This is a genomic window from Halomonas sp. hl-4 (genome assembly GCF_900215475.1).
GTDB lineage: Bacteria > Pseudomonadota > Gammaproteobacteria > Pseudomonadales > Halomonadaceae > Vreelandella.
Window position 1 is genome coordinate 4,005,123 of sequence record NZ_LT907845.1, and the last position, 24,645, is coordinate 4,029,767.

Consider the following 24,645-nt stretch of genomic DNA (forward strand, 5'->3'; position numbering starts at 1 on the left):
TGGCCTGCCCGAGTTGTCAGTACCCTTGGAGTTATCATGACGACTTCCCAGACCACCCCGCTTAACGACCCCGTGATTGAGGATCCTTCAGTATACCTGGATGACCCTAATCGCAAGCAGTTAGAGCTGGATACTGACACCCGCCAGGGGCCAGTGTTATTTCGCTGGCTCACCCTGGGGATGGAATACCTGATAGGGGCCATCTTAGTAGCGCTTATCGTGGCAGTGTCGTGCAATGTGATTGGTCGCGCGGTGTTTAATCATTCGCTGCCCTGGGCCGATGAACTGGCGCGCATGCTGTTTATCTGGCTGGTGTTTGTAGGGGCTGCTGCAGCCTTTGCACGTTATGAACATATTGCGGTGGATGCATTGGTGCGTCGCTTACCAATGCGTTTTGCTCACGTGCTGTATTTTATCCAGCATTTGATCATTACTGGGTTGATGGGCGTCATGCTGGTTGGTGGGTTCCATGTTATGGCGAGCTCCACTGGCCGTTCTGCTATTCTCGGCGTACCTTCCAGCTTGGTAAGCCTCTCGCTGGTGCTGTGCGTTTTATTTATCGCTGTGGTGTCGATATGGAGGATGTGGGTCAGTCTTCGCATCATTCGCCAGCCAGGGCAGGGGGACTAAGTCATGCTATGGATTTTTCTAGCAATCTTGTTGATATCTATAATTTTAGGTTTGCCGATAGCGTTCGGGCTAGGAGTGGCGGCTGTAGTGATGGCGGTCATTTCCGATATCCCATTGTCGATTATGATTGAGCAGTCGATTCGTGGCGTGAATAGTTTCCCACTGCTGGCCATCCCGTTCTTCATTCTCGTGGGTGAGGTGATGAGCCAAGGTGGCATCGCGCGCCGCTTGATGGAGCTTGCCGGCGCCCTGGTCGGCTTTATGCGCGGCGGCCTGGGGCAGGTTGCGATCACCGGTTCAATGTTCTTTGGCGGCATCAGCGGCTCTGCGGTGGCGGATACTGCGGCCACGGGCGCGATGATGATCCCGTCCATGAAGCAGCAGGGCTACACCGCCGCCAATGCCACCGCGATTAATACCGTGTCGTCGGTGATTGGCATTATTATCCCGCCATCTATTCCGCTGATTCTCTATGGCATTGTCACTGAGACCTCAATCAGCCGCCTGTTTATTGCCGGTATCGTGCCGGGGTTATTGATAGGTTTTGCGCTAATGGTGACGACATTCATCATGGCTTCTAAGGATGGTGGCGGGGTGCGGGCCTTCCGTTGGGATGTCCTCTGGAAAGCCTTCAAGGATGCCTGGCTGGCGCTGGTGCTGCCAGTGATCGTCATCGGTGGCATTATCGGTGGTGTGTTTACTGCCACAGAAGCGGCGGTGGCTGCATTGCTTTACGCGCTGGCCATTTCTGTTTTGGTGTACCGTGAGTTCAGCGTGAAAGAGCTGGGCGGAATGTTGATTCGTACCGCACGCCTTACCGGTATGGTCATGATGTTGCTGGCGTTTGCCACCGTTATCGCCTGGTTTTTAACCATTAACATGGTGCCGCAAACCCTGGTCACCCAGGTGCAGGCGATTACCCAGGATCCATTCTTGTTACTGCTGATTGTGGCGGCTTTGCTACTGCTGGTCGGCTTTGTGATGGACCTGACCCCAGCCATGGTAATTATGGCACCCATGCTGGCCCCGATTGTGACCTCGGTGGGCGTAGACGCGGTGTACTTTGGCGTGCTGATGTCGTTTGTGTTGGGTATTGGTCTCTTAACGCCGCCGGTGGGCACCTGCCTTTACGTGGGTTGTGGGGTTGGCAAGGTGTCAATGGAGTCCTTGGTGCGTGCCATGTTGCCGTACTACGCTGCGTTACTGGTCGTACTGGTGATCCTGATTGCGTTTCCTGGCGTGGTAACCTGGCTCCCTGATCTCACCGCTGTGCGCGGCAATTAAGTGGAGCGTCAGGATGGGAAGTGCTTCTCAACGTATTCTAGTGATGGGCGTGTCTGGCTCGGGTAAGTCTCATATAGGACAACAGCTGGCGGCCACGTTGGGTGCGACTTTTATTGACGGTGACGATCATCATTCACCCGCCAATGTGGCCAAAATGGCCAGCGGAACACCGCTTAACGATGATGATCGGCGCGAATGGCTGGACACACTCGCAGGCTTGTTCGCCGAGTATTGCCGTCAGGACCGTTCGCTAGTGATTGCTTGTTCGGGGCTGAAAAAACGCTACCGTGACCGCCTGCGGGTAGGGGATCCAGCGTTGGGTATTCTTTATCTGGAAGGAAGTCGTGACCTGCTCCGCGAGCGGCTTACCACGCGGGCGGGCCACTTTTTTAAGGGGGATACGATGTTGGCAAGCCAGTTGGCTGATCTGGAACCGCCGGGGCAATCTGAAGCGGTTAGCCTCTCAATTGCGTTAACGCCCAGCCAAATTGTGCGCGAGTTTATCGCCACGCTGCCCGCGTCGGCTAAGCCCTCCCACTAAGCGGGTATCGCCTTGGGGCCAAGGCTTCGCTAGTCTAAGGCCCCTGACACTTGCTTAGAAGGCGCCTCGTTTGAAAAAAAAACGCCCCACCTTGCAGGATATCGCGGATCGCGTTGGTGCTACCAAAATGACGGTGAGCCGCTGCCTGCGCGACCCCGAAACGGTGTCAGCAGGCTTGCGCGAACAGATATTTTCCATGGCAGAGCAGGTCGGCTATATCCCTAATCGTGCCCCCGATTTGCTTTCCAGGGCGACCAGTCACTCCATTGGCGTGTTGGTGCCGTCGCTCACTAACCAGGTGTTTGCCGACGTCATCGTCGGCATCGAAGCGCTGACCGAGCCGGCCGGCTATCACCTGATGCTGTCCCACTATGGCTATAGCCCTGAATTTGAAGAGCGCAGCCTGGCCTCGTTGCTGTCCTACAACGTGGACGGCGTGATTCTTTCCGACCGCGAACACACCGCCCGCAGCGTGCGGATGCTAGAAACCGCCGGTATTCCAATTGTCGAGATCATGGATACCCGTCAAGCGCCGCTGCAGCAGGCGGTAGGCTACGACAACGTCAGCGCGGCTTTCGATATGGTCAGCGAGATGATCCGCCGCGGTCGGCGACAAGTTATTTACCTGGCAGTGCGGCTTGACGAGCGTACCCGGCAACGTGAACAGGGCTATCGTGAGGCCATGCAGCTCCATGGTCTAACCCCGGTGACGCTGTATAGCAGTCAGCGGTCGTCTTACACCGTGGGGGCGGCGCTGCTGGAGCAGATAATGGCCGAGTATCCCTCCGCCGATGGGATCTTCTGTACGAACGATGACGTCGCAGTGGGGGCCTATTTTGAATGCCAGCGTCGGGGTATCAAGGTGCCCGAACAAATGGCGATTGCCGGTTTTCACGGCCACGACGTTGGCCAGGCGATGACCCCGAGGCTCGCCAGTGTGATCACGCCCCGCCAGGCTATCGGTAAAGCGGCTGCCGAGGCTTTGCTAGCCCGCATCAATGGAGAGCCGGTTAAGCAAACGGTGATTGACCTGGGCTATGCCATTGAAGCAGGAAAAACGCTTTCGCCAGCTGCATCGCCTGGCGTCGCTTACGACAACTGACTAGAGTAAAGTTTTTTGCACAGGGGCACTATGCTGTGAAGATCACTCAGTTAAACGTTTATCCCGTGAAATCGCTGCAGGGCATCCGCGTTGAGCACGCCAGACTAAACGAGCACGGGCTGGCCTGGGATCGTCGTTGGATGTTGGTCGACGCTCGGCAGCGGTTTGTTACCCAGCGCCAGCTTCCTGTCTTAGCCACCGTTGGGGTTGCGCTTACCGAAAATGCCTTGGTGCTTTCGCACCCGGCGATGGAGCCGCTCGCTGTACCGCTTGAAGAGCCTGAGGGCAATATACGGCTGGTTAGCGTTTGGGACGACCACTGCAAAGCGCTGCCGGAAGGCCCAGAGGTATCGCGTTGGCTCGAGGCCGCGCTCGGTGAGCAGGCTCAAGGGATTAGCTTAGTGCGCTTTGCCACTGAGTTTACCCGTGCTGTCGAAGAGGATTTTCTTGAGGGTGGAGCGGCGCACACCTATTTCTCCGACGGCTATCCCTTTTTACTGACCACCACCGGCTCGCTTGACGCCTTGAACGAGGCGTTGGTATCGGGCGACCACGCGCCCGTGCCGATGAGTCGCTTTCGGCCCAACGTGGTGATCGAGACCGATACCCCGTGGGCCGAAGACCGCTGGGCCACCCTTACCGAATCAACGGGGGCATTTCAGTTTACGCTGCGTAAACCCTGCAAGCGTTGCAAAATTACCACCATTGACCAGCAAACGGCGGTTATTCCTGAACCCGCCGAGCCGCTGAAAACCTTGCTGGCGCTGAATACCCAACCCACCTTGAAAGGCGCTCACTTTGGCCAGAATGCTACCTTGACCAAGGGTGATGGCGAGACTATCCAGGTGGGGGCGGCGCTTGAGGCACGCGAGCGCGACGCCTGATACGCAGCAGGCGTGTGGCAATCGCCGTGCCCAATAGCGTGATCAGCATACCCGCGATAATTTGCAGGCTGAGTGTCTCGCCTAGTAGCAGGTAGCCCCAAAGCAGCGCGCTGACCGGCACCAGAAACGTCACAGTGGAGGTGGCAGTGGCGCCAGCGCTTGAGAGCAAACCAAAGTAAAGTAAAAACGCCAGCGTGGTGCTGAGCATGGCAAGCGCCAGCGCGTTGCCCCATGCCAACGGGGAAATGGGGTCGCTTGGCCACCACAACATCCCCGGTACCAGTAACACGAGCGCTGACATCGCACAGCTACCGGCGGCTAACACGCGGCTGGGTAGATGGCTCAAGCGGGTTTTCGAATAGTTACCGGCAATGCCGTAGCAGAAGGTTGCGCCCAGTACGGCCAGAATAAACCAGCCGTCGCCGCCGACTGCGAAGTCGAGGCGGTTCGCCGACAGTACATAAACGCCCGCCAGCGCCAGCGCTAGCCCCAAGTACTGCTGGCGAATGATTGGCGTGGCAAAAAATAATGCCCCGATAAGCGCGGTAAAAATCGGTGTAGTGGCATTGATCAGCGAGGTGAACCCCGCTTCCAGGCGGGTCGTGGCCAAGGCCAGCAGCGAGAAGGGCAGGACGTGGTTGATAATGCCAAGTAACAGTAGCGGGCCCTTGTGCTGCCATATCAAGCGCAAATAGTGAACGCTGAGTAAAAACGGTATCAGCAGCAGCGCGCCTACCCCCATGCGCACCAGAATCAGCGGAATCGGGCCAAATTCAGGCACGGCAACGCGCATAAAAATAAACGATAATCCCCAAAGAGAGGACAGCAGCATCAATCTCAACGCATCTGCCGACGACATAGCAAATCCTTGCGCAAAAGTGGTGGCATAAGGCCGATAAGCTTACGACCGTCTTACCGGCAATGGAACCTAGCTTGTCGGCAGGGCGACAAAAATCAGCTACTCTGGGTAGGTAGTCGCAGACAAACAGCGGCTCCATCAACAACCTGACTTTTGACGCGAAAGGAGCTATTCATGGATCGTAAAGCAAGCGCACGTTGGGAAGGTGGACTGAAAGACGGCCGTGGCCACGTCGCCACTGAAAGCGGCGTCCTCGACGCTAGTTATTCATTTAAAAAACGTTTTGAAGATGAAAAAGGCACCAATCCAGAAGAGTTAATCGGTGCGGCTCACGCCAGCTGTTTCTCCATGGCTTTGTCGATGGTGCTGGGTGAAAAAGATTTAACGGCCACCTCCATCGAGACCAGCGCCAAGGTGACGCTTTCCCAGAGCGATGCTGGGTTCGATATTTCGAAAATTCATCTGGACGTTGAGGCCCAGGTAGACGGTGCTGATGACGCGACCTTTAAAGAAGCGGCAGAAACGGCCAAGGCCAATTGCCCCGTCTCCAAAGTGCTCAACGCCGACATCAGCATGACGGCCAAGCTCAAGAACTGAGCCTTCGATGGCAATGATTTGACCAAGCTTGAATCACAAGCTGCCTTAGATCGTAACGCCTTGGCATTCGCCAGGGCGTTTTTAATGGGGTGCCTGCTGAATGACTAGCGCGCCGGGTCCAAAACCCCGCCCATAGAGGCATTGCGCCGAAACCAGCCCGCAATGCTGGCGCGTGGCTGGTGGGTGGGGAGCACCTCGTGGGGGATGGTCTCCGACATAAAACAGGCAAAGGTACCTGCCTCCGGCATCACACGGGCGACTTCCTGGTCAGGGGCATCCGGGTGATACAGCACCATTTCGCCGCCGCCATCGGTAGGCCAATCAGGGTTCAGGTAGCCCACCGTTGAGATCACGCGGTTGGCTCTTCCGCGAAAGCTGTCCACATGGCGCTGATAAAACGCCCCTGGCGGGTAGTGAGCAAAATGGGCTTCATACTCAAACAACCCCAAAAACAGCGCTTGGTTGAGCGCCTGCTGTAATTCTTCCATGGTCATTAAATAGCGCCGCTGGGCTTCGCTTGCGCGGTCGAGCCAATGAATGGCGTCGCCACGGATGTCCTTGCGCAGATGGTGCTGCTGGCCGCGGCCAATGCCCGCCTCATCAAGCACATTATGCGCGGCCATGTGATGGAGCTCGTGATGAAGGGCATGGCACAGGTCGAGATCAATAACGCCTTTACCGACGTACCAGCCTTGCTCAACCAGCGCATCCACCAGCGCGACTTGAGTGGCGGGTGCCAGTAAAGAAGGCGATAAACACACGCTTGGGGTCATTCGTTGGGTCTCACAGGCGTTGAACGAGGGGATGACGACGTTTGGGGGCTTTTGCGTGCTGGGTAATGGCGCAGCGCGCCGACCGGTCGTTGGTAAAGGTCAATTTGCATCCCAAAACCTTCGGCCAGCAATTCCACTAGCATCATCGCAGACAGCCCCCAAATAACATGACCGTCTACTTGATAGCTGGGCACGTAGTGGGCGACGCCATCCACCGTAATGACATCGGTATGAGTGCGCTGGTCGTCCAGAAAATGGCTAAGCGGTACCTCGAAAATGGCGTCTAACTCACCCGGGTCTGCCACCAGGGGGAGGTCGGGTGGAATAATGCCCACCCAGGGGGTTACCCGAATGCCGTGTAGTGAGATCACATCGGATAAACGGCCCACCGCTCTGACATCGCTTGGGTCAAGCGCAATTTCTTCCTGGGCCTCACGCAGCGCCGTGGCGTAAAGATCGCGATCATACGCCTCTCGCTTACCGCCAGGAAACGCCACTTGTCCGCTATGCGTACTGAGGTGTCTGGCGCGCCGGGTAAACAGCAATGTGGGGGTGGGGCGCTCGACAATAGGTAACAAAACGGCCGCTTCCGGCATCACAACGTGGTCTAGCCGTTGAGGCGAGAGTTGTTGCAGACGTTTGCGAAGTGTCTCTAACATGGAGCATCCCTAAGCGTTGTTTCCTTTTCCCCAGCAGCCGTAGAGAAATCGCGATGAACTTTTGCAGCCAGTGTGGCAATAACGTGCGTTTTGCCGTTCCTGAAGGCGATGACCGCCCGCGCTATCTGTGCGATGCCTGCGGCACCATCCATTATCAAAACCCGCGCATTGTCGCGGGGACATTACCCATTAGCGGTACCAAGGTGCTGCTATGCAAGCGCGCCATTTCACCGCGTCGAGGGTATTGGACCCTGCCAGCGGGCTACATGGAAAATGCCGAAACCACTGAACAGGCCGCCACTCGCGAGACCCGCGAAGAGGCCTGCGCCGAGGTGGCGTTAGCTAACCTCTACACGCTGATCGACTTACCGCACATCAATCAAGTTTATATGATTTTTCGGGCGGAACTGACCGGTGGCTTCAACGCCGGGCCAGAAAGCCTCGAAGTAGCGTTATTCGAGGAGCACGAAATCCCCTGGGATGAGCTCGCTTTCCCGACGATTGAGCAAACCCTGCGGCACTTTTATGCTGACCGCGTGCGTCATGAGTATCCGCTGCATATTAGCGCGATTAACCCCGAAGACCGCGAGCGCTACGCCGGTAGCGCCTGATAAGCGGGCTATAAATCCGCCAGCGCCCAAACGTCGTAGGCGACTTCTTCATACGGGTGCGCCAGTTTTAACGCTGCAATGGCGGCCTGAATATGGTCGTCACTGCACACTAGCTCAATCTTGAGTTCATCAACGAACTCAAGCTCCCCTACCTGGCCGATATGCGGGTCTGACCCCTCGAGCGGGCGGAACTGACCTGTGCCCTGGGTCTGGAAACAGCAGGCCTCGTAGTCGCCAATGCGCCCCGCGCCGGTTTCAAACACGGCCTCTTTGACGCTTTCCGCTTCCTCGGTGGGAACAAAAAATGCCAGTTTATACATAGGTTAACGCCTCTTGATTTCGCCATGGTGTATGGTTGCGCTACTGTCATATTAGCGAATAGGCGACTTCTGGTCGCCTCGTTTGCTTTGTATGATGACGATTTAACCACCTGGGTAGCGAGCCGGTGAATGGATAAATTCGAGGTAAAAATAGATCAGGCGGCCAGGGCGGCGTGGATGTCCTATGTTGGCGGCATGACGCAGGATGACATTGCCACCCAACTGGGCGTCTCAAGGCCGGGGGTGCAGCGATTGCTGGCCTTGGCACGCCAGGAAGGTCTGGTAAAGGTGCATATCGACCACCCGATTTCCACCTGCATGGCGCTGGGTAGTGCACTGCGTGAGCGCTTTGGGCTCGCCTACTGTGATGTGGTGCCGGCTGATAGCCACGCGCCTGAAAGTGCAGCTTACTACTTGGCAGTGGCTGGGGCAGAGCGGCTTTCAAGACTCGTTGAGCGTAGTGAGCCGCTGACGTTGTCGTTGGGCACAGGCCGTTCTGTGCGTGCGGCGGTAGAAGCGCTGAGCCGCGTTGAACGCCCCCAGCACCGATTTGTCTCGCTGGTGGGCAACGTCGCCCGGGACGGCTCTGCCAACCGCTACGACGCGGTGATGGTGCTAGCGGATAAAACCGGCGGTGAACGCTTCTTGCTGCCCGCCCCGGTGGTGGCCGAGTCGCTGGCCGAGAAGCAGGCCATGCTGTCGCAGCGCTTGTTCAAGGCGATTGCCGATGTGGCTAGAGAGTCGGAGGCGGCGTTTATTGGTGTGGGACGTATCGACCGTCAGGCAACGTTGTTTCAAGACCACTTTATTAGTGAAAGCGAACTCGATGAGCTGCTTGGCCTAGAGGCGGTGGGCGAACTGCTGGGCTGGCCGCTTAATCGGCAGGGCGATGTGATCGATTGCTCGATTACCCGACGGGTCACAAGCTTGCCCCTTGAACGCTTTGGTAAGCACCTGATGGTGGCGATTGCAGGCGGGCGCGACAAAGCCCCTGCTATTCATGCAGCCCTGAAGGGCAACTGGCTAAAGGGCTTGGTTACAGATGAGATGGCGGCTCGGCATATTGTCAATGCAGAAGGGTTAGGGGCGCTATGAGGCCGGGATTCTGCAGTGCAACATGCTGTTTTTCTGATTAATTAGCGTAAAGTCTAAGGTCTGAGGCTTTGCTTTTTTTTGGTTTAAGTACGATCATTTGTTCGATTGATGATCAATGAGATCAAGTTGTAAAACGTCTGGCGACAACAATGCCAACACATAGCCAACAGGAGTGCTTTATGCGACTCGCACGTCACTTACCACTTACCAGCCTAGCGGCAGCCATCGCCTTTGCTGGTCAGGTTCAAGCGGAAACCGAGCTGACCGTTGCCACGGTCAACAATAACGACATGGTTATCATGCAAAGCCTTACCGATGAATTCGAAGAGGCGCACCCCGACATTACCCTGGACTGGGTGGTGCTAGAGGAAAACGTGCTGCGTCAGCGCATGACCACCGACATTGCCACCGAAGGTGGTCAGTTCGACGTGATGACCATCGGTACCTATGAAGTGCCGATCTGGGCTGAACGCGGCTGGCTGTCACCGCTTGACAACCTGCCCGACGATTACAACGAAGACGATCTGCTGACCTCGGTCCGCGATGGTCTTAGCCATGACGACACGCTCCATGCGCTGCCGTTTTACGCTGAAAGCTCGATGATGTATTACCGCAAGGACCTGTTCGAGGAAGCGGGCATCGAGATGACCGATGAGCCCACCTGGGAAGAAGTTCGCGAATGGGCGGGCAAACTGGACGGCATGGAAGACGGTCTAGCCGGTATCTGCCTGCGCGGTAAACCTGGCTGGGGCGAAAACATGGCGTTTGTGTCCACCTTGGTGAACACCTTCGGCGGTCGCTGGTTTGATGAGGATTGGAACCCTGAACTGAACTCCGATGCTTGGGTAGAGGCCATCCAGTTCTACGTTGACCTGCTTAATGATTACGGTCCTTCAGGTGCCAGCTCCAACGGCTTTAACGAAAACCTGGCGCTGTTCTCACGCGGTAACTGCGGCATGTGGGTCGATGCCACCTCAGCGGCGGGCAAGCTGTACGACCCAGATGAGTCAGAAGTGGCGGACAGCCTTGGCTATGCCCCTGCACCGGTAGCCGAAACGCCTAAAGGCTCCCACTGGCTATGGTCCTGGGCGCTAGCCATCCCGGCGTCTTCCGAGAACCAGGAGGCTGCGGAGAAGTTTGTTACCTGGGCCACCTCTGAAGAATATATCGAGCTGGTGGGTGAAACTGAAGGCTGGACCAGCGTACCTCCCGGCACGCGTAAATCGACTTACGAAGATGAGCGCTATACCGACGCCGCGCCGTTTGCCGACTTTGTGCTCAAGGCGATTCAGGAGGCCGACCCAACCGACTCAACTCTGGAACCCAATCCTTACATTGGTGTGCAGTTCGTCGGCATTCCTGAGTTCCAGTCGATTGGCACCCAGGTTGGCCAGACCATCTCTTCCGCGCTAACGGGTGATGTCTCGGTGGAACAGGCGCTCGACAGCGCCCAGCGTGCCACTGAACGCGCCATGCAACGGGCGGGTTACCTGGACTAACGCTGTTAACGCCTGAGCCAATAGGCTCAGGCGTCTTTCCTTGTGCTTTCTGGCAGGTACTTCCATGACTAAAACACGTGCTTCCGGCCGTACCGTCGGCGGGCTAAGAACGCTGTCGCTTCAAGCACCCGCTGTGACGCTCTTGCTGCTGTGGATGATTGTGCCGCTCGGCATGACGATATGGTTTTCGCTGCAGCGCTATAACCTGTTAATGCCTGAAGTGACTGGCTTTGTCGGGTTCGAAAACTATGAGTATTTACTGACCGATCCGTCGCTATGGGCGGCGATGGGCAACACCCTGCTGCTGGTCGGCTGGGTGTTGGCGATTACCGTGGTGGGCGGCACGCTACTGGCCGTGCTGTTTCAACAAGATTTCGCCGGGCGGGGCATTGCCCGCGTGCTGGCGATTTCGCCGTTTTTCGTCATGCCCACCGTCAGCGCCTTGGTGTGGAAAAACATGATGATGCATCCATCCAACGGCGTGCTGGCTTGGCTCGCGGAGTCATTCGGGCTGCCCGCGTTGGACTGGTTTTCGTCGCTGCCGTTAACCTCGATTGTGATTATTGTCGCCTGGCAGTGGCTACCGTTTGCGCTGCTGATCCTGCTCACCGCCATGCAGTCACTGGATGAAGACCAGGTTGAAGCCGCGCGTATGGACGGCGCTGGCCCCGTCGCCATTTTCTTCTTTATCACGCTGCCCCATCTCAAGCGTGCTATCAGCGTGGTGATCATGATCGAAATGATCTTCCTGCTGACCATCTTTGCGGAAATTTTCGTGACCACGTCCGGCGGGCCAGGGCTTGCTACGACGAACTTGGCCTATCTGATTTACATCCGCGCGTTGCTCGATTTCGACGTGGGTACCGCTTCAGCCGGTGGGGTAATTGCGATCATTCTCGCCAATATCGTCGCTATCTTCCTGGTCCGTATGGTGGCCAAAAACCTGGAAGACTAACCGGCACGTAAGTGTCTTAGGAGACTTGTTATGACAAGCTTACGTTCCTCTAACAGCGCGTCCCCGTGGCGCTCGGCTGCGAGTAAAAGAGTGCTGCTGGCGGTCTTCGGCTGGTCGGTGGCGCTGGTGATTTTCTTCCCCATCTTCTGGATGATATTAACCGGCTTTAAAACCGAGTCGGCGGCGATTGCCGATCCGACGCTGATTTTTTCGCCCACCCTGGAAAGCTACCAGGCGGTGCAGGCGCGCTCTGGCTATGCACGCTTCGCGCTTAACAGCGTCGCTGTCGCCTTTGGCTCGACGCTGCTGGCGCTTCTGATCGCCATTCCATCGGCCTATGCGATGGCCTTTTTACCGACCAAACGCACCAAGGGCACCCTGCTATGGATGCTCTCGACCAAAATGCTGCCGTCGGTCGGGGTGCTGGTGCCCATTTACCTGATTTATCGCAGCACAGGGCTTTTGGATACGCGAACCGGGTTGATCATCATCTATACGCTGATGAATCTGCCGATCGTGGTGTGGATGCTTTATACCTTTTTCAAAGATATGCCCAAAGACATTCTCGAAGCCGGACGCATGGACGGCGCCTCAACGCTGCAAGAGGTGTTCTTTTTGCTGTTACCGCTGACCCTGCCGGGCATTGCTTCCACGGGGCTGTTGTCGGTCATCTTAAGTTGGAATGAAGCCTTCTGGAGCCTCAATCTCACCTCGTCCAAGGCGGCTCCGCTAACCGCTTATATTGCCTCGTTCTCAAGCCCCGAAGGGCTCTTTTGGGCCAAGCTGTCGGCGGCCTCGACGATGGCGATCGCGCCGATCTTAATTTTCGGCTGGCTAACCCAAAAACAAATGGTGCGCGGGCTGACTTTCGGTGCCGTCAAGTAAAGGAGTTTTCCTATGGCAACCTTACAACTGAATAATATTACCAAGCGCTTTGGCGACACCGAGGTCATCAAAGGCATTGATTTGGACGTCAATGACCGCGAGTTTGTGGTGTTTGTTGGTCCTTCCGGGTGTGGTAAGTCCACCTTGATGCGCATGATTGCCGGTCTGGAAAACGCCACAGACGGCGATATCTTGATCGACGGCCAGCGGATGAACGAAGTGGGCCCCGCTGATCGCGGCCTCGCCATGGTGTTCCAGAGCTACGCGCTTTACCCGCACATGACGGTGGAAGACAACATGGGCTTTAGCATGCGCCTGGCAAAGGTGCCTAAAGAGCAGCGCCGGGCCAAAGTGCTGGAAGCCGCCAAAATTCTGCAGCTTGAGCCGCTGCTCGACCGCAAGCCCAAAGCGCTTTCCGGCGGCCAGCGCCAGCGCGTGGCTATTGGCCGCGCGATTGTCCGCAACCCGAGTATTTTCCTGTTCGATGAGCCGCTTTCCAACCTGGATGCGGCGCTGCGCGTGCAGATGCGCATTGAGCTTGCGCGCCTGCACGACGAACTCGACGCCACGATGATCTACGTGACCCACGACCAGATCGAAGCCATGACCATGGCGGATAAAATCGTCGTGCTGCGCGATGGGGTGGTCGAGCAGGTGGGCTCGCCCATGGCGCTATATCACCATCCCCAAAACCGGTTCGTGGCGGGCTTTATCGGTTCGCCCAAGATGAACTTTCTTGACGTCACGCTGGTTGACGTTACGCCTAGCGGGGTGAGTATTCGGATGCCTGGCGGCGGCGAGCGCCAAGTGCCGGTAGACGGTCAGCACCTGAGTAACGACGCCGCCCTGGAGCTGGGTATCCGGCCCGAGCACCTGGTGCTTGACGAGCAAGGGCCGTTGGTCGGGCAAATACAGGTGCTGGAGCGTCTAGGCGGCCAAACCTCGCTCTACGTCAAGACGGACGAACAGCTCATCACCATCATGGCCGATGGCGATGTGGCGTACCGGGTTAACGATACGGTGCGCTTTGGCTTTGCCCCCGAGCGAGCGCACCTGTTTGACGCTGACGGTATGGCCCTGCCGAGTCTGCAGCAGCATCCGCTGGCTGGGCTCACACGCGGGGACAATCGCGCCAACGGTGAAGACGCCTCTCCCGAGGCGTCCGCATGACGGCGCTTATTTTCGACTGCGATGGCGTGCTGGTCGATAGCGAAGCCTTGGCCGAGGGCACCTTGGCGGAACATCTGAGCCGCTGGCTGCCGGACATTGATATTGAGCAGTCGCTTGGCCAGGCATTGGGCATGACCACTGCCAACATTCTGCGCCACGCCGAACAGTTAAGCGTCTACCCGTTACCCGTCAATGCCGCGGAGCGGGTCGACACCGCCATCGAGGCGAGGTTGGCCCGCGAACTAACCGCGATTGATGGTGCCGAGGTGGCGGTGCGGGCGGTGACGCTGCCCAAGGCGGTGGTTTCCAACAGTCGTCGCTGTCGGGTGCTGGCCTCGCTGTCGGGTACTGGGCTGGACGCTGCCCTCGGTGATGTGCCGATTTTTACCGCGGAGCAAGTGGAACATCCCAAGCCAGATCCCGCGCTTTATCAGTTGGCGGCCACCACACTGGGCGAAGCCCCCAGTAACTGTCTAGTGGTCGAAGACAGCGTGGCGGGCGTCACGGCGGCCACTGCAGCAGGCATGTGGGTGATTGGGTTTGTGGGCGCCAGTCATGTGGATGACGGGCAGTCGGAGCGGCTTCGTCAGGCGGGTGCCTGGCGCATCTTGTCTCATATGCAGGGGCTAAATGACCTGGTTAATGAATGGCAAGGTCTTATCAGTGTGGGAGATAGACATGAAGCTAACCAATAACGTCGCCGTAGTGACCGGTGGGGCAAAAGGCATCGGGCTGGCGATCGCCCAGCGTTACCTGGCCGAAGGGGCCCGCGTGGTCGTCGCCGATATCGACACGGCGGCGATCGATGAGGCGGTTAGCCTGCTGCGTCAGGACGTGGACGCTGAGCGAGTACTGGGCGTTGAGCTGAATGTCTGCGATGCAGCGTCGATAGACGCGATGGTGGTAAAGGTTCGCGAGCGTATGGGGCGTATCGATATTTTGGTGAACAACGCGGCGGTGTTTGATATGGCGCCGGTGCTTGAAGTCACCGAGGCGAGCTTCGATAAGCAATTCGCCGTTAACACCAAAGGTATGTTTTTCACCCTGCAGGCGGTCGCCAAGGCCATGGTCGATCAGGGGCAGGGTGGCAAAATCATCAATATGGCCTCCCAGGCGGGGCGGCGGGGCGAAGCGCTGGTAAGCGTTTACTGCGCCAGCAAAGCGGCGGTGATCAGCCTTACCCAGTCCTGCGGGCTGGATTTGATCAAGCACGGTATCAACGTCAACGGTATTGCGCCCGGCGTGGTCGATACGCCGATGTGGAAAGACGTCGATGCCCTGTTTGCCCGCTATGAAAACCGTCCGCTAGGCGAGAAAAAACGCCTGGTTGGCGAGGCCGTGCCGTTTGGCCGCATGGGATTACCGGAAGACCATACCGGGGCGGCGGTTTTCCTGGCCAGCCAGGACAGTGACTACGTGGTCGCCCAGACGCTTAATGTCGATGGCGGCAATTGGATGAGTTGATCTGCCATGACGACTGATCTTGACACCCTGAGCCGCCAGATTATTCAGGCGGCCACCGACCTGCCGCGCTACATGGTGGCGCTGGCAGGCCCGCCGGGGGCGGGCAAGTCCTATCGCAGCGAGCAGCTTTGCGCGGCAATCAATCGCCAGGCGCCGGGGCAGGCCGGGGTGGTGCCGATGGACGGTTACCACTTCGATAACGCCGTGATCGGCGAGTCGCAGCTGCCGCTCAAGGGCGCGCCGCATACCTTCGACGTGGATGGCCTGCGCGTGGATCTGGAGCGCATCCGCTGCGCCGACAGGCCGGTTGCGGTGCCGGTCTTCGACCGTCCGCTGGACCTGGCGCGGGCCGGTGGACGGCTGATCACCACCGAGCAGCGCATCGTGATTGTCGAGGGCAACTACTTGTTGCTCGACCGCCCCGGGTGGCGTGACCTGCGGCCCTTGTTTGATTGGACGCTGATGCTCGACGTTGAAGACGACGTCCTCGTCCAACGCTTGGTGGCCCGCTGGTTGGCCATGGGCCAAGACCGCGCTGGGGCCCTGGAGCGCACCCATCAAAAAGACATGCTCAACGCCCAACTGGTGAAAACGTGCAGTTTTTCACCGGATCAGTATTGGCGTTAGCCCGTCATACCCTAGGACTAACCTGGAGAGCGATAATGACCCAACTCAATAATCACAATGTGGGCACACTAGGCTCCCCCATTGCCACCCCCGACTATGACCGCAGCGCCGTCACCCCCGGCATCGTGCATATTGGTGTCGGCGGCTTTCACCGTGCCCACCAGGCCATGTACCTGGACGGCCTGATGAACCAGGGCGAAGCGCTGGACTGGGGCATCGTCGGGGTCGGCGTCATGCCCGGCGACAAGCGCATGCAGCAGGCGTTGGCCGCGCAGGATCATCTTTACACGCTGGTCGTCAAACACCCTGACGGCCAGTATGAGCCGCGGGTGATTGGCAGCATGGTCGACTACCTGTTTGCGCCGGAGGCTACCGAGGCGGTGATCGAGCAAATGGCCGACCCGGCGATTCGTATCGTGTCGTTGACGGTTACCGAAGGCGGCTACAATTTCCATCCAGTGACCGGCGAATTTGACCTGGATAATCCTCAAATACGCGACGATTTGGCGAATCCTACCCAGCCCTCGTCCAGCTTTGGCTTGGTGGTAGAAGCATTGGTTCGTCGTCGGGAGCGCGGTATCGCGCCTTTCACGGTGATGTCCTGCGACAACATACAAAGCAACGGCGATGTGGCCAAGCGGATGTTCAGTGCCTATGCCCAGGCCCGTGATCCGGCGCTGGGCGCCTGGCTGGCCGACGAAGTGGCGTTCCCCAATGCCATGGTGGATCGCATTACCCCAGTCACGTCTGAGACGGATATCAGCGAACTGGCGGCGCATTTCGGTATCGATGACGCCTGGCCGGTGGTATGCGAGCCGTTTACGCAGTGGGTGCTGGAAGACCACTTCCCGCTTGGTCGCCCGGCGTTTGATAAAGTGGGCGTTCAAATCGTGGATGACGTTGAACCCTACGAGCTCATGAAGCTGCGGCTGCTCAACGCCAGCCACCAGGCGCTCACCTACTTTGGCTATCTGGCCGGTTACCGTTACGCTCATGAGGTGTGTCAGGACCCGCTGTTCGTGGATTTCTTGCTCGGCTACATGCGCGAAGAGGGCTCGCCTACGCTTTCGCCGGTACCCGGCGTTGATCTTGAGGACTACCGGATGACGCTGATTGAGCGGTTTGCCAATCCGCAGATCAAGGACACCCTGGCCCGGCTGTGCGCGGAAAGCTCCGACCGGATCCCCAAGTGGCTGGTGCCGGTGATTCGTCAGCAGTTGGCGCAGGGCGGCGAAATCCGCCGCAGCGCCGCGGTGGTGGCCAGCTGGGCCCGCTACGCCGAAGGCCGGGACGAGCAGGGTGAGCCCATCGACATCGTCGATCGCCTGAAAACCTCGCTGATGGAGATTGCCGCCCAGAACCGCACTCGGCCTACGGCGTTCGTCGAAAATCGCGAGCTGTTCGGCGATCTGGCCGACCAGCCGCGCTTCCTGGCGGCCTATCTGGCGGCGCTTGCATCGCTGCACGATCGCGGCGCACGCGCTACGCTTGAGGATCTGGTCTCGTCCAAAGGAATTAAGTGATGTATATCGGCGTCGATTGTGGCACGCAAAGTACCAAAGTGGTGGTGGTAGATGTAGAGCAAGGCCTGATCCGCGGCGAGGCTAGCCGTCCTCACCATCTCGACGAAGGCGAGCACGGCCGCCGCGAGCAGGCCCCAAGCGAATGGTTGTCCGCCCTGAAGGGCGCCTTCTTTGAAGCCCTGGAGCGCGCGGGTGTCGACGCCGGGCAGGTGCGCGGTATCGGGGTTTCTGGCCAGCAGCACGGCATGGTGGCGCTGGACGCTGACGGTGTGCCGGTGTATCCGGCCAAGCTATGGTGCGATACCGAAACCAGCGCTCACAATAGCGATCTTGTCGCCCGCCTGGGCGGTGAAGCCGGCTGCCTGGAGAAGCTCGGCCTGGTGCTGCAGACCGGCTATACCGCCTCCAAGGTGGCATGGCTGCGCGATCACCACCCCGATGCCTACGCGCGTATTGACAGCCTGTTGCTGCCTCACGATTACCTCAATTTCTGGCTGACCGGCAACCGCGTGACCGAGGCAGGCGATGCGTCCGGCACCGGCTACTTCGACACCCTGAGGCGCCGTTGGCGGCTGGATGTGTTCGCCGAAATCGCCCCCGAGCTGGACCCGAAGCGTGTGCTGCCGCGACTGCTCGAGGCCCATGAGCCCGCCGGCGTGGTGCAAAGCGCTGTGGCTGCTGAACTGGGGTTATCTGATAACGTCGTGGTGTCCTCCGGCGGCGGGGACAATATGCTGGGGGCGATTGGCACCGGCAATATTACCCCGGGGCTGATTACGTTAAGCTTGGGGACATCGGGCACGGTGTGTGCGTATTCGCCTGCGCCGGTGGTCCTCGACAATGCCATGGTCGCCAATTTCTGCTCGAGCACCGGCGGGTGGCTGCCGTTGATCTGCACCATGAACGTCACCTCGGCGACTACCCGGGTGCGCGAGCTGTTTGGTCTGGATCTAGACGCCTTTGGCCAGCGCGTGGCGAGTGCGCCCATCGGCGCGGAAGGCGTGACCGTGCTGCCGTTTTTCAACGGCGAGCGGGTACCCATGCTGCCGGAAGCCTCGGCGGATTTCCTCGGCCTGACCAGCCTCAATACCACCCAGGCCAATCTATGCCGGGCGGTGATGGAAGGGGCGACATTCGGGCTGCGCTATGGCCTTGAGCTGCTCGGGGATCTGACCGCCGGCGCCAGCCAGATTCGCCTGATTGGCGGCGGCGCCAAGAGCGCGGTGTGGCGCCAGATGGTGGCGGATATAACCGATACCCAGGTGATCTGCCCCGAAATTACCGATGCCGCCGCGCTGGGCGGGGCCCTCCAGGCAGCGTGGTGCGACCAGCGCGCGTCAGGCGTTACCCTGGAAGCGCTATGTGAACGGCTGGTAACCTTGGATGCCCACTCCCAGGCGGACCCAGACCCAGCGCGGGTGGCAGCTTACCAGACGGCGTATGCGCGTTATTGCAGTGCGCTTCAACAGCGCCACGGCCACACTGATTAACAGACAGGTACGCGGTCAACAAGGAGATTTAGATATGGCTGATCAATTACAGCAGTTAAAACAACACTCACTGGTGGTGGCCGATACCGGTGACCTGGAAGCGATTCGCCGCTACCAGCCGCAGGACGCCACCACTAATCCGTCGCTACTGCTCAAGGCGTTCAGTCTGCCGGGCTATCAGGCGATGATCGACGAAGAACTGAGCCAGGTGAAAGCCGCAGGCGGCGGGCGCGAGCAGCAGCTGCCCCACGCCGTGGACCGGTTGGCGGTGGCGGTAGGCAGCGAAATCGCCGCCGTGGTGCCTGGGCGCGTGTCCACCGAAGTGGCTGCCCGGCTGTCGTTCGATACCCAGGCAAGCATCGCCAAGGCCCACGAGCTCATCGAGCTTTATCAAGCCCGGGGCGTTGGCCGCGACCGCGTGCTGATCAAACTGGCGTCCACCTGGGAGGGTATTCGCGCCGCCGAGGTGCTTGAGCGCGAAGGCATTCAGTGCAACCTGACGCTGCTGTTCAGCGACGCCCAGGCCCAGGCCTGCTTTGATGCGGGCGTGTTTCTAATTTCGCCGTTTGTGGGTCGCGTAACGGATTGGTATAAAAACGCCACCGGCAAGGAGTATGCGCCGCAAGACGATCCAGGCGTTTTGTTTGTACGCGGTGTGTGTGAACGTGCCAGCCAGGGCGGCTACGATACTGTAGTGATGGGGGCTAGTTTCCGTACTACCGGCCAGGTGCTGGCGCTGGCGGGCTGCCCCCGTTTGACCATTTCCCCGGCGCTGCTTGAGGAGTTGGCTTCTGCAGAGGGTCAGGTAACGCCTCAGATTGCCGCGCCTACCGGCAGTGGTCAGCCATTCCCCGCCCTGAATGAAGCGGATTTCCGGTGGGGGCACAACCAGGATGCCATGGCCAACGACAAGCTGGCGGAAGGTATTCGTCGCTTCCACGACGACCAGCTTGAGCTGGAAACGCTGATCAATCAGCGGCTGGGGTGAGTCGACGTCGCCCCCTGTTGCCAGTCACAATGGACTGGCATTCAGCGCACGGGAGCATGTAATGGACTCAGACCTAGGCGCGTTACTGGAAACACTCGACCTTACACCCAAGGGCGCATTAACACCGCTTAGCGGCGGTGATATTGCCGTTGTCTATCAGCTTGATACCCAACAGGGCCGTGTCGTCGTCAAGCATGACGACGTCGATCGACTGCGTGGCGAAGCTGAGGCGTTGCGCGCATTAAGCGGGGCGTGCTCCGTATTGATTGTCCCCCAGGTGCTAGGCCTTTCCGAGGGCTGGCTGATCATGGAGGCCCTTGAAACGTCTGGCAAACGTGATAATGCCGCGCTGGGTGAGGGCCTGAAAGAGCTCCATTCAAACGTTGGAGAGCAGCATGGCTGGCACTGGGATAATGCCTGCGGCCGTACTCCTCAACCCAATGCGCCGTTGAACGATGGGCGGGCATTTCAGCGCGAACGGCGGCTATTGCCGCTCAGCGATGCCTGCTATCAGCGCGGTTTGCTCGACAAAAAGCTGTTTGATCGCATCGTTCGCCAGGCACATGCGCTGGAAGACTGGCTGCCCGATAGGCCAGCGAGCTTGGTACACGGTGACCTTTGGTCAGGCAATGTGCTGTTCACGTCGCGTGGCCCCGCGATCATCGACCCGGCGATATACCGACACTACCCGGAAGTCGATATTGCCATGTTAACGCTCTTTGGCTCGCTGGATGACCACTTTTATAACGCTTACTGGAACGGCGACGCCCCGACCGATTGGCCGAGGCGTGAAGCACTATTCCAGCTTTACCCGCTGCTTAACCATCTGCTGCTCTTTGGGGCCAGCTACCGCAGCGGGGTGGAGCGCAGCGTTGCTACGCTTGAGGCTTACCAGGATTTGTAAGGCAAGAACTTGCCGTTGAGGGTAAGCAGGACGCGGTCGCCTTTGGGGTCTTTTACCTTATCGACCTCCATGGTGAAATCGATGGCGCTCATGATGCCGTCGCCAAACTGCTCCTGCACCACATCCTTGAGTGTCTCGCCGTACACGCCGACGACCTCATAGAGACGATAAATGAAGGGATCCTGGGGAATCGCTTCATCCCACGCCTTGGTGGGAAATGTCACCAGGGCATCGGCGACATCGCTTTCAACGTCCAGAGTGTTGCAGATCTTTTGGGCAACATCGGGGCTTGCACTGTTCATGCCATAGCAAGCCGACGCTACCCATACCGGCGACATCCCCACAGCACTGGCAATATCGTCCCAGCTCATTTTCTTGCGTGCTTTGGCAGCAAGCAGAGTGTGGCGCATTTCAAGTTTATCCATGATAGGTCTCCTGTGAAGAGGGGGACGCGTAGCGCCCCGTTGTTGGCTGGATGGCGATCAAGATAAATTTTTCTTGGGCTGGGTGCGGACGTGGGTGGTATAGAGCACAAGGCCAACTAGTGTGAGGCCGCCCACCAGATTGCCCAGCACCGTGGGGATTTCGTTCCACATGATGTACTGATACAGCGTGAAGTCAGCGCCCATTAGCAGGCCAATGGGGAACAGGAACATGTTGACCACGGAATGCTCGAAGCCAAGATAGAAAAACACGATGATCGGCATCCACATGGCCATGATTTTGCCGGATACCGTGGTGGAGATGGCTGCACCTACAACGCCCATGGACACCATCCAGTTACAGAACATGCCGCGCAGGAAGAGCACAATCCAGCCGGCAAGCCCCGCATCCTGGTAGCCCACGGTACGGCTTTCACCGACCTCCATCATGGTGAGGCCCACCTCGTTGATTTCTTCGGTGCCGCCCATGGTGAAGTTCATGTAGCCAAAGATGGCAATGAACAGGGCACCGGCAAGGTTGCCGATTCCCACCAGCCCCCAGCACTTCAACATACGGGGCAGGGTGACGCCCGGTCGTTTATCGAGCCAGGCAATGGGCACCAATGTGAAAACCCCAGTGAGCAGGTCATAGCCCATCAGGTAGAGCATCACAAAACCAACGGGAAAGAGCAGTGCTCCAATCAAAAAGTTTCCGGTTTGTGTCGCGATGGTGATGGCAAAAATAACTGCCAACGCCAGGGTAGCTCCCGCCATAAAGGCACGAATAAGCGTATCCCGGGTACCCATATAAACTTTTGATTCACCCTGATCTACCAACTTAGTGACAAACTCACTGGGCATTAGATACGACATAAATTAGTTATCCTGTGTCATTTGGGTTAATTAACGCTGCGCTTAAGCGTCCAGTGCTAATCCTTTGGCCAAATCTGGATATCGCAGGCACTTTGTTCGTGCACTGACAACTGCATTTGGTATGCCAAGTTATTAACTGGTTGCCTGCCAAAACCTTAAAATCGATTTATATCATCAATTTATATTTTTTTGGCGTGGGACCAACGGTTGGGAGAATTAGCCTGAGGAAAAGCTGGCGCAAGATGACTCGATGAAAATTGCACCATTAAAAGGCGTTTGATTAGTCGCCATGCACTTATTGAAGGCATACATACGCGGCCAGGATATAAGGCGTATCGTCAATGCATTCGACATGGCTAATTTCCAATACCAATGGCGCTGTTGCACTTCTTTAGCACAATTTATTTAGGATGGTGGGTGGCGATCTGAGTGCATTATTTTGGGAAGTTGGCCTTTTACCGGTCAGGCGTTGATTACCCTGGTTAATAGCGTTGACCATGTGGCGGAAGGAAAATTGACGGGATAGCGACCTAGTGCTAATTTACATTCATAAATGTATGTTATGGTGCATTTTTTTGCGCCATAATAACAAGCGATCCAGGCGTAACTGGCAGCGCTAGTTGCGGCTTCGTCGTTGAACGCTCGCGTCAAGGAAGACGGCCTGCGGTTGGTAAAGGCATTGCTTCCTCTGTTCACCACAACATTGAGTTTCACTACATCGAGATTATTTGCTATGCCAAATTCAGCATTAAGTAGGTTCCGCCCTGTGTGGCGCACGGCAGCGTTATCCACGCTGCTGATGATTGCATCTGGCAGTGCCATGGCGCAGTGGGAAGGCAGCGTGGGCGCCGGGGTGTTTAGCGTACCTGAGTACCTGGGTAGCGATGAAAATGAAACCCGTGTCTGGCCGAGCGGCAGCATCACCTATGGCGATACCTTCTATGCCAGCGTGCGCGACGGTATTGGCTTTAACCTGTTACGCCAGGGAGATTGGGAGGTTTCGCCATTTATCAGTTATCTCTCCGGGCGGGATAATGACGGTGAGCTACGTGGGCTAGACGAGGTGGATGACGGCGCGGCTGTAGGTTTACGCGCTCGCTATTCAAACGGCCCCTGGGGACTAGAAGCAGCTACCAAAACCCCGCTAGGCGGTGATGTGGATGGCTATGCAGCCGACTTGAAGGCAAGCTGGCGCACCATGCTATCTGAGCAAATGGCCTTCACAATTGGTCCTGAACTAACCTACTCAAGCGACGACTGGACCGATGATATGTTCGGTATTTCGCCGGCTGAAAGCGCTCGTTCAGGGCTTGCCGTCTACCGCCCTAACGATGGCTATTTCAGTTATGGACTGACCAGCAGCTTAAGCTACTACCTAAGTCGTGATTGGTCGGTGACAGGGCTGCTGGGCGTCTCCCGTTTAACCGGCGATGCCGCCGATAGCCCGATTGTGGATGACGTGGGCGATGAAACCCAAGTGATGGGTGGCGCGCTGATTAACTATCATTTTTAATCGCGTTGATGAACGAAGCGTTGCCACCACTGGCTGAGCCGCTGCTTTGGGCTTGCGGTTAGAGATTCGCTAACGCCGCCATTACGAATCAAAAAGCGCATGAGCGGCGCTACCTGTTGTGCATTGTTGAGCATGGGGGCATGGCCACAACCCGCTGCCTCAAGTGTTTCAAGGCTTGGTTGGTCACGCTGCATTTGCGTCACGCTTTCAGCGCGCAATAATGTCGAATGTTCACCGCGAATGACCATTAGCGGGCAACGGATACGCTGCCAATCGCTCCAGGTGTCGCGTGGTGTATCGTGTAAAAACTGCTCGCCTATGCGGGGATCGTAATGGAAGCTCCAACTACCGTCGGGCAGTCGCCTAGCGCTACTGAGCGCCATTTGCTGCCATTCTCGGCGGCTCAGTTCGCCAAACCCCTGGTAATGTTGTTCAAGGGCCTGTTGCAGCTCGCTAAGCGTAGAGAAACGTTTGATCACGCTAAAGTAGGTGGCCATTTCGGTCAGCGCTTGGTTATCCAGTTCAGGGCCAACATCGTTAAGTACCAGGCAGCGAATTCGCTTTGCGGTGGCGTCATTAGCGGCCAGCAGCATACCCAGCAAGCCGCCCATCGACGTGCCGATCCAGGCAGCACGATCAATATTAAAGTGATCGAGTAACGCCAATGCGATCGTCATATAGTGGCTATATAAGTAATCATTGGCAGGATACAAAGACCAGCTGGAAAGGCCGCGCCCAGGTGTATCGGGGGCGATGACTCGCCACTTGGGGCCTAATTGGCGGGCTAGGGACGCAAAATCGCCGCCGTGTCGGGCGAGTCCGTGCCAAGCAATCACGGTGTTTGGAGCATCGGGATGCCAGATGCGAACGGCGATCTCGAGTTGACGTACGCTGATATATTCGATGCGATCCATGGTGCTCCTCAGTGATTTGTATATTGCTGTGCAGCATGTTGACGTACAGCATAGCTGAGTGAG

The 24,645-nt window shown here is 57.7% G+C and carries 27 protein-coding genes; 20 read left to right on the forward strand and 7 right to left on the reverse strand.

The window, feature by feature from the left end:
• Positions 1–36 precede the first annotated feature (36 nt).
• The 5 genes from CPH17_RS18730 to CPH17_RS18750 all read left to right on the forward strand — a co-directional run bounded on the left by CPH17_RS18730 (position 37) and on the right by CPH17_RS18750 (position 4,441).
• Entirely contained in the window at positions 37–630 is a 594-nt protein-coding gene (locus CPH17_RS18730) for a TRAP transporter small permease (RefSeq protein WP_074395740.1), read from the forward strand.
• Positions 631–633: 3 nt separating this feature from the next.
• The gene (locus CPH17_RS18735) at positions 634–1,914 is read left to right on the forward strand and encodes a TRAP transporter large permease (protein WP_074395741.1); all 1,281 of its coding nucleotides are present in this window, start codon (positions 634–636) and stop codon (positions 1,912–1,914) included.
• 13 nt (positions 1,915–1,927) lie between these two features.
• Positions 1,928–2,455 (forward strand): gluconokinase, encoded by a 528-nt coding sequence (locus tag CPH17_RS18740; protein ID WP_074395742.1) that lies wholly within the window; start codon positions 1,928–1,930, stop codon positions 2,453–2,455.
• Between the two features lie 70 nt (positions 2,456–2,525).
• Positions 2,526–3,557, forward strand: coding sequence for a gluconate operon transcriptional repressor GntR (gene gntR, locus CPH17_RS18745; RefSeq protein ID WP_074395743.1), 1,032 nt, complete (start codon positions 2,526–2,528; stop codon positions 3,555–3,557).
• Positions 3,558–3,592: 35 nt separating this feature from the next.
• Positions 3,593–4,441 carry an MOSC domain-containing protein gene (locus CPH17_RS18750; protein WP_074395744.1) on the forward strand — a complete coding sequence of 283 codons (849 nt, stop codon included), beginning with the start codon at positions 3,593–3,595 and terminating at the stop codon, positions 4,439–4,441.
• Here CPH17_RS18750 and CPH17_RS18755 read toward each other — a convergent pair.
• The gene (locus CPH17_RS18755) at positions 4,395–5,300 is read right to left on the reverse strand and encodes a DMT family transporter (RefSeq protein ID WP_074395745.1); all 906 of its coding nucleotides are present in this window, start codon (positions 5,298–5,300) and stop codon (positions 4,395–4,397) included. The genes CPH17_RS18750 and CPH17_RS18755 overlap by 47 nt on opposite strands.
• Positions 5,301–5,474: 174 nt before the next feature.
• On the opposite strand from CPH17_RS18755, the gene CPH17_RS18760 reads away from it, so the two are divergent.
• A complete protein-coding gene (locus CPH17_RS18760) occupies positions 5,475–5,897 on the forward strand; it encodes an OsmC family protein (protein ID WP_074395746.1) in 423 nt (140 codons plus the stop codon).
• A 104-nt stretch (positions 5,898–6,001) separates the two neighbouring features.
• Here the strand turns inward: CPH17_RS18760 and CPH17_RS18765 are convergent, their stop codons facing one another.
• Together CPH17_RS18765 and CPH17_RS18770 are read right to left on the reverse strand one after the other, a co-directional pair.
• A complete protein-coding gene (locus CPH17_RS18765; RefSeq protein ID WP_074395747.1) occupies positions 6,002–6,670 on the reverse strand; it encodes a 2OG-Fe(II) oxygenase in 669 nt (222 codons plus the stop codon).
• On the reverse strand, positions 6,667–7,329 hold the full coding sequence (locus CPH17_RS18770; protein ID WP_074395748.1) for a CoA pyrophosphatase: 663 nt from the start codon (positions 7,327–7,329) through the stop codon (positions 6,667–6,669). The genes CPH17_RS18765 and CPH17_RS18770 overlap by 4 nt, the downstream gene beginning before the upstream one ends.
• A 53-nt stretch (positions 7,330–7,382) precedes the next feature.
• Here CPH17_RS18770 and CPH17_RS18775 point away from each other — a divergent pair, with 53 nt between their 5' ends.
• Positions 7,383–7,940, forward strand: coding sequence for an NUDIX hydrolase (locus tag CPH17_RS18775; RefSeq protein ID WP_074395749.1), 558 nt, complete (start codon positions 7,383–7,385; stop codon positions 7,938–7,940).
• An 8-nt stretch (positions 7,941–7,948) separates the two neighbouring features.
• Here CPH17_RS18775 and CPH17_RS18780 read toward each other — a convergent pair whose 3' ends face one another.
• Positions 7,949–8,260 carry a Nif3-like dinuclear metal center hexameric protein gene (locus CPH17_RS18780; protein ID WP_074395750.1) on the reverse strand — a complete coding sequence of 104 codons (312 nt, stop codon included), beginning with the start codon at positions 8,258–8,260 and terminating at the stop codon, positions 7,949–7,951.
• Between the two features lie 129 nt (positions 8,261–8,389).
• Here CPH17_RS18780 and CPH17_RS18785 point away from each other — a divergent pair, with 129 nt between their 5' ends.
• The 12 genes from CPH17_RS18785 (at position 8,390) to CPH17_RS18840 (ending at position 20,860) form a co-directional block, all read left to right on the forward strand.
• The gene (locus CPH17_RS18785) at positions 8,390–9,355 is read left to right on the forward strand and encodes a sugar-binding transcriptional regulator (protein ID WP_074395751.1); all 966 of its coding nucleotides are present in this window, start codon (positions 8,390–8,392) and stop codon (positions 9,353–9,355) included.
• Positions 9,356–9,534: 179 nt separating this feature from the next.
• Entirely contained in the window at positions 9,535–10,854 is a 1,320-nt protein-coding gene (locus CPH17_RS18790) for an ABC transporter substrate-binding protein (RefSeq protein ID WP_074395752.1), read from the forward strand.
• Between the two features lie 64 nt (positions 10,855–10,918).
• Positions 10,919–11,809, forward strand: coding sequence for a carbohydrate ABC transporter permease (locus tag CPH17_RS18795; protein ID WP_074395753.1), 891 nt, complete (start codon positions 10,919–10,921; stop codon positions 11,807–11,809).
• 30 nt (positions 11,810–11,839) lie between these two features.
• Entirely contained in the window at positions 11,840–12,694 is an 855-nt protein-coding gene (locus CPH17_RS18800) for a carbohydrate ABC transporter permease (RefSeq protein WP_074395754.1), read from the forward strand.
• Positions 12,695–12,706: 12 nt separating this feature from the next.
• Positions 12,707–13,864: an ABC transporter ATP-binding protein gene (locus CPH17_RS18805; RefSeq protein WP_074395755.1), complete on the forward strand. Its 1,158-nt coding sequence runs from the start codon at positions 12,707–12,709 to the stop codon at positions 13,862–13,864.
• Entirely contained in the window at positions 13,861–14,559 is a 699-nt protein-coding gene (locus CPH17_RS18810) for an HAD family hydrolase (RefSeq protein WP_074395756.1), read from the forward strand. The genes CPH17_RS18805 and CPH17_RS18810 overlap by 4 nt, the downstream gene beginning before the upstream one ends.
• The gene (locus tag CPH17_RS18815) at positions 14,543–15,328 is read left to right on the forward strand and encodes an L-iditol 2-dehydrogenase (RefSeq protein ID WP_074395757.1); all 786 of its coding nucleotides are present in this window, start codon (positions 14,543–14,545) and stop codon (positions 15,326–15,328) included. Before CPH17_RS18810 ends, CPH17_RS18815 begins: the two co-directional genes overlap by 17 nt.
• Before the next feature lie 6 nt (positions 15,329–15,334).
• Entirely contained in the window at positions 15,335–15,955 is a 621-nt protein-coding gene (locus CPH17_RS18820) for a nucleoside/nucleotide kinase family protein (protein WP_074395758.1), read from the forward strand.
• 35 nt (positions 15,956–15,990) lie between these two features.
• Positions 15,991–17,478, forward strand: coding sequence for a mannitol dehydrogenase family protein (locus tag CPH17_RS18825; protein ID WP_074395759.1), 1,488 nt, complete (start codon positions 15,991–15,993; stop codon positions 17,476–17,478).
• Positions 17,478–18,968: a xylulokinase gene (gene xylB, locus CPH17_RS18830; protein ID WP_074395760.1), complete on the forward strand. Its 1,491-nt coding sequence runs from the start codon at positions 17,478–17,480 to the stop codon at positions 18,966–18,968. The genes CPH17_RS18825 and xylB overlap by 1 nt, the downstream gene beginning before the upstream one ends.
• A 34-nt stretch (positions 18,969–19,002) precedes the next feature.
• On the forward strand, positions 19,003–19,956 hold the full coding sequence (tal, locus tag CPH17_RS18835; RefSeq protein WP_074395761.1) for a transaldolase: 954 nt from the start codon (positions 19,003–19,005) through the stop codon (positions 19,954–19,956).
• Between the two features lie 61 nt (positions 19,957–20,017).
• Positions 20,018–20,860, forward strand: a complete 843-nt coding sequence (locus CPH17_RS18840) for a fructosamine kinase family protein (protein ID WP_074395762.1) — start codon at positions 20,018–20,020, stop codon at positions 20,858–20,860.
• Here CPH17_RS18840 and cynS read toward each other — a convergent pair.
• Together cynS and CPH17_RS18850 are read right to left on the reverse strand one after the other, a co-directional pair.
• Positions 20,845–21,285, reverse strand: a complete 441-nt coding sequence (gene cynS, locus CPH17_RS18845; protein ID WP_074395763.1) for a cyanase — start codon at positions 21,283–21,285, stop codon at positions 20,845–20,847. The genes CPH17_RS18840 and cynS overlap by 16 nt on opposite strands.
• Before the next feature lie 57 nt (positions 21,286–21,342).
• Positions 21,343–22,155 (reverse strand): formate/nitrite transporter family protein, encoded by an 813-nt coding sequence (locus tag CPH17_RS18850; RefSeq protein WP_074395764.1) that lies wholly within the window; start codon positions 22,153–22,155, stop codon positions 21,343–21,345.
• A 766-nt stretch (positions 22,156–22,921) separates the two neighbouring features.
• On the opposite strand from CPH17_RS18850, the gene CPH17_RS18855 reads away from it, so the two are divergent.
• Positions 22,922–23,668 (forward strand): MipA/OmpV family protein, encoded by a 747-nt coding sequence (locus tag CPH17_RS18855; protein ID WP_231896517.1) that lies wholly within the window; start codon positions 22,922–22,924, stop codon positions 23,666–23,668.
• Here CPH17_RS18855 and CPH17_RS18860 read toward each other — a convergent pair.
• Positions 23,665–24,582 (reverse strand): alpha/beta fold hydrolase, encoded by a 918-nt coding sequence (locus CPH17_RS18860; RefSeq protein WP_074395766.1) that lies wholly within the window; start codon positions 24,580–24,582, stop codon positions 23,665–23,667. The two genes, CPH17_RS18855 and CPH17_RS18860, sit on opposite strands and share 4 nt — an antisense overlap.
• Positions 24,583–24,645 lie beyond the last annotated feature (63 nt).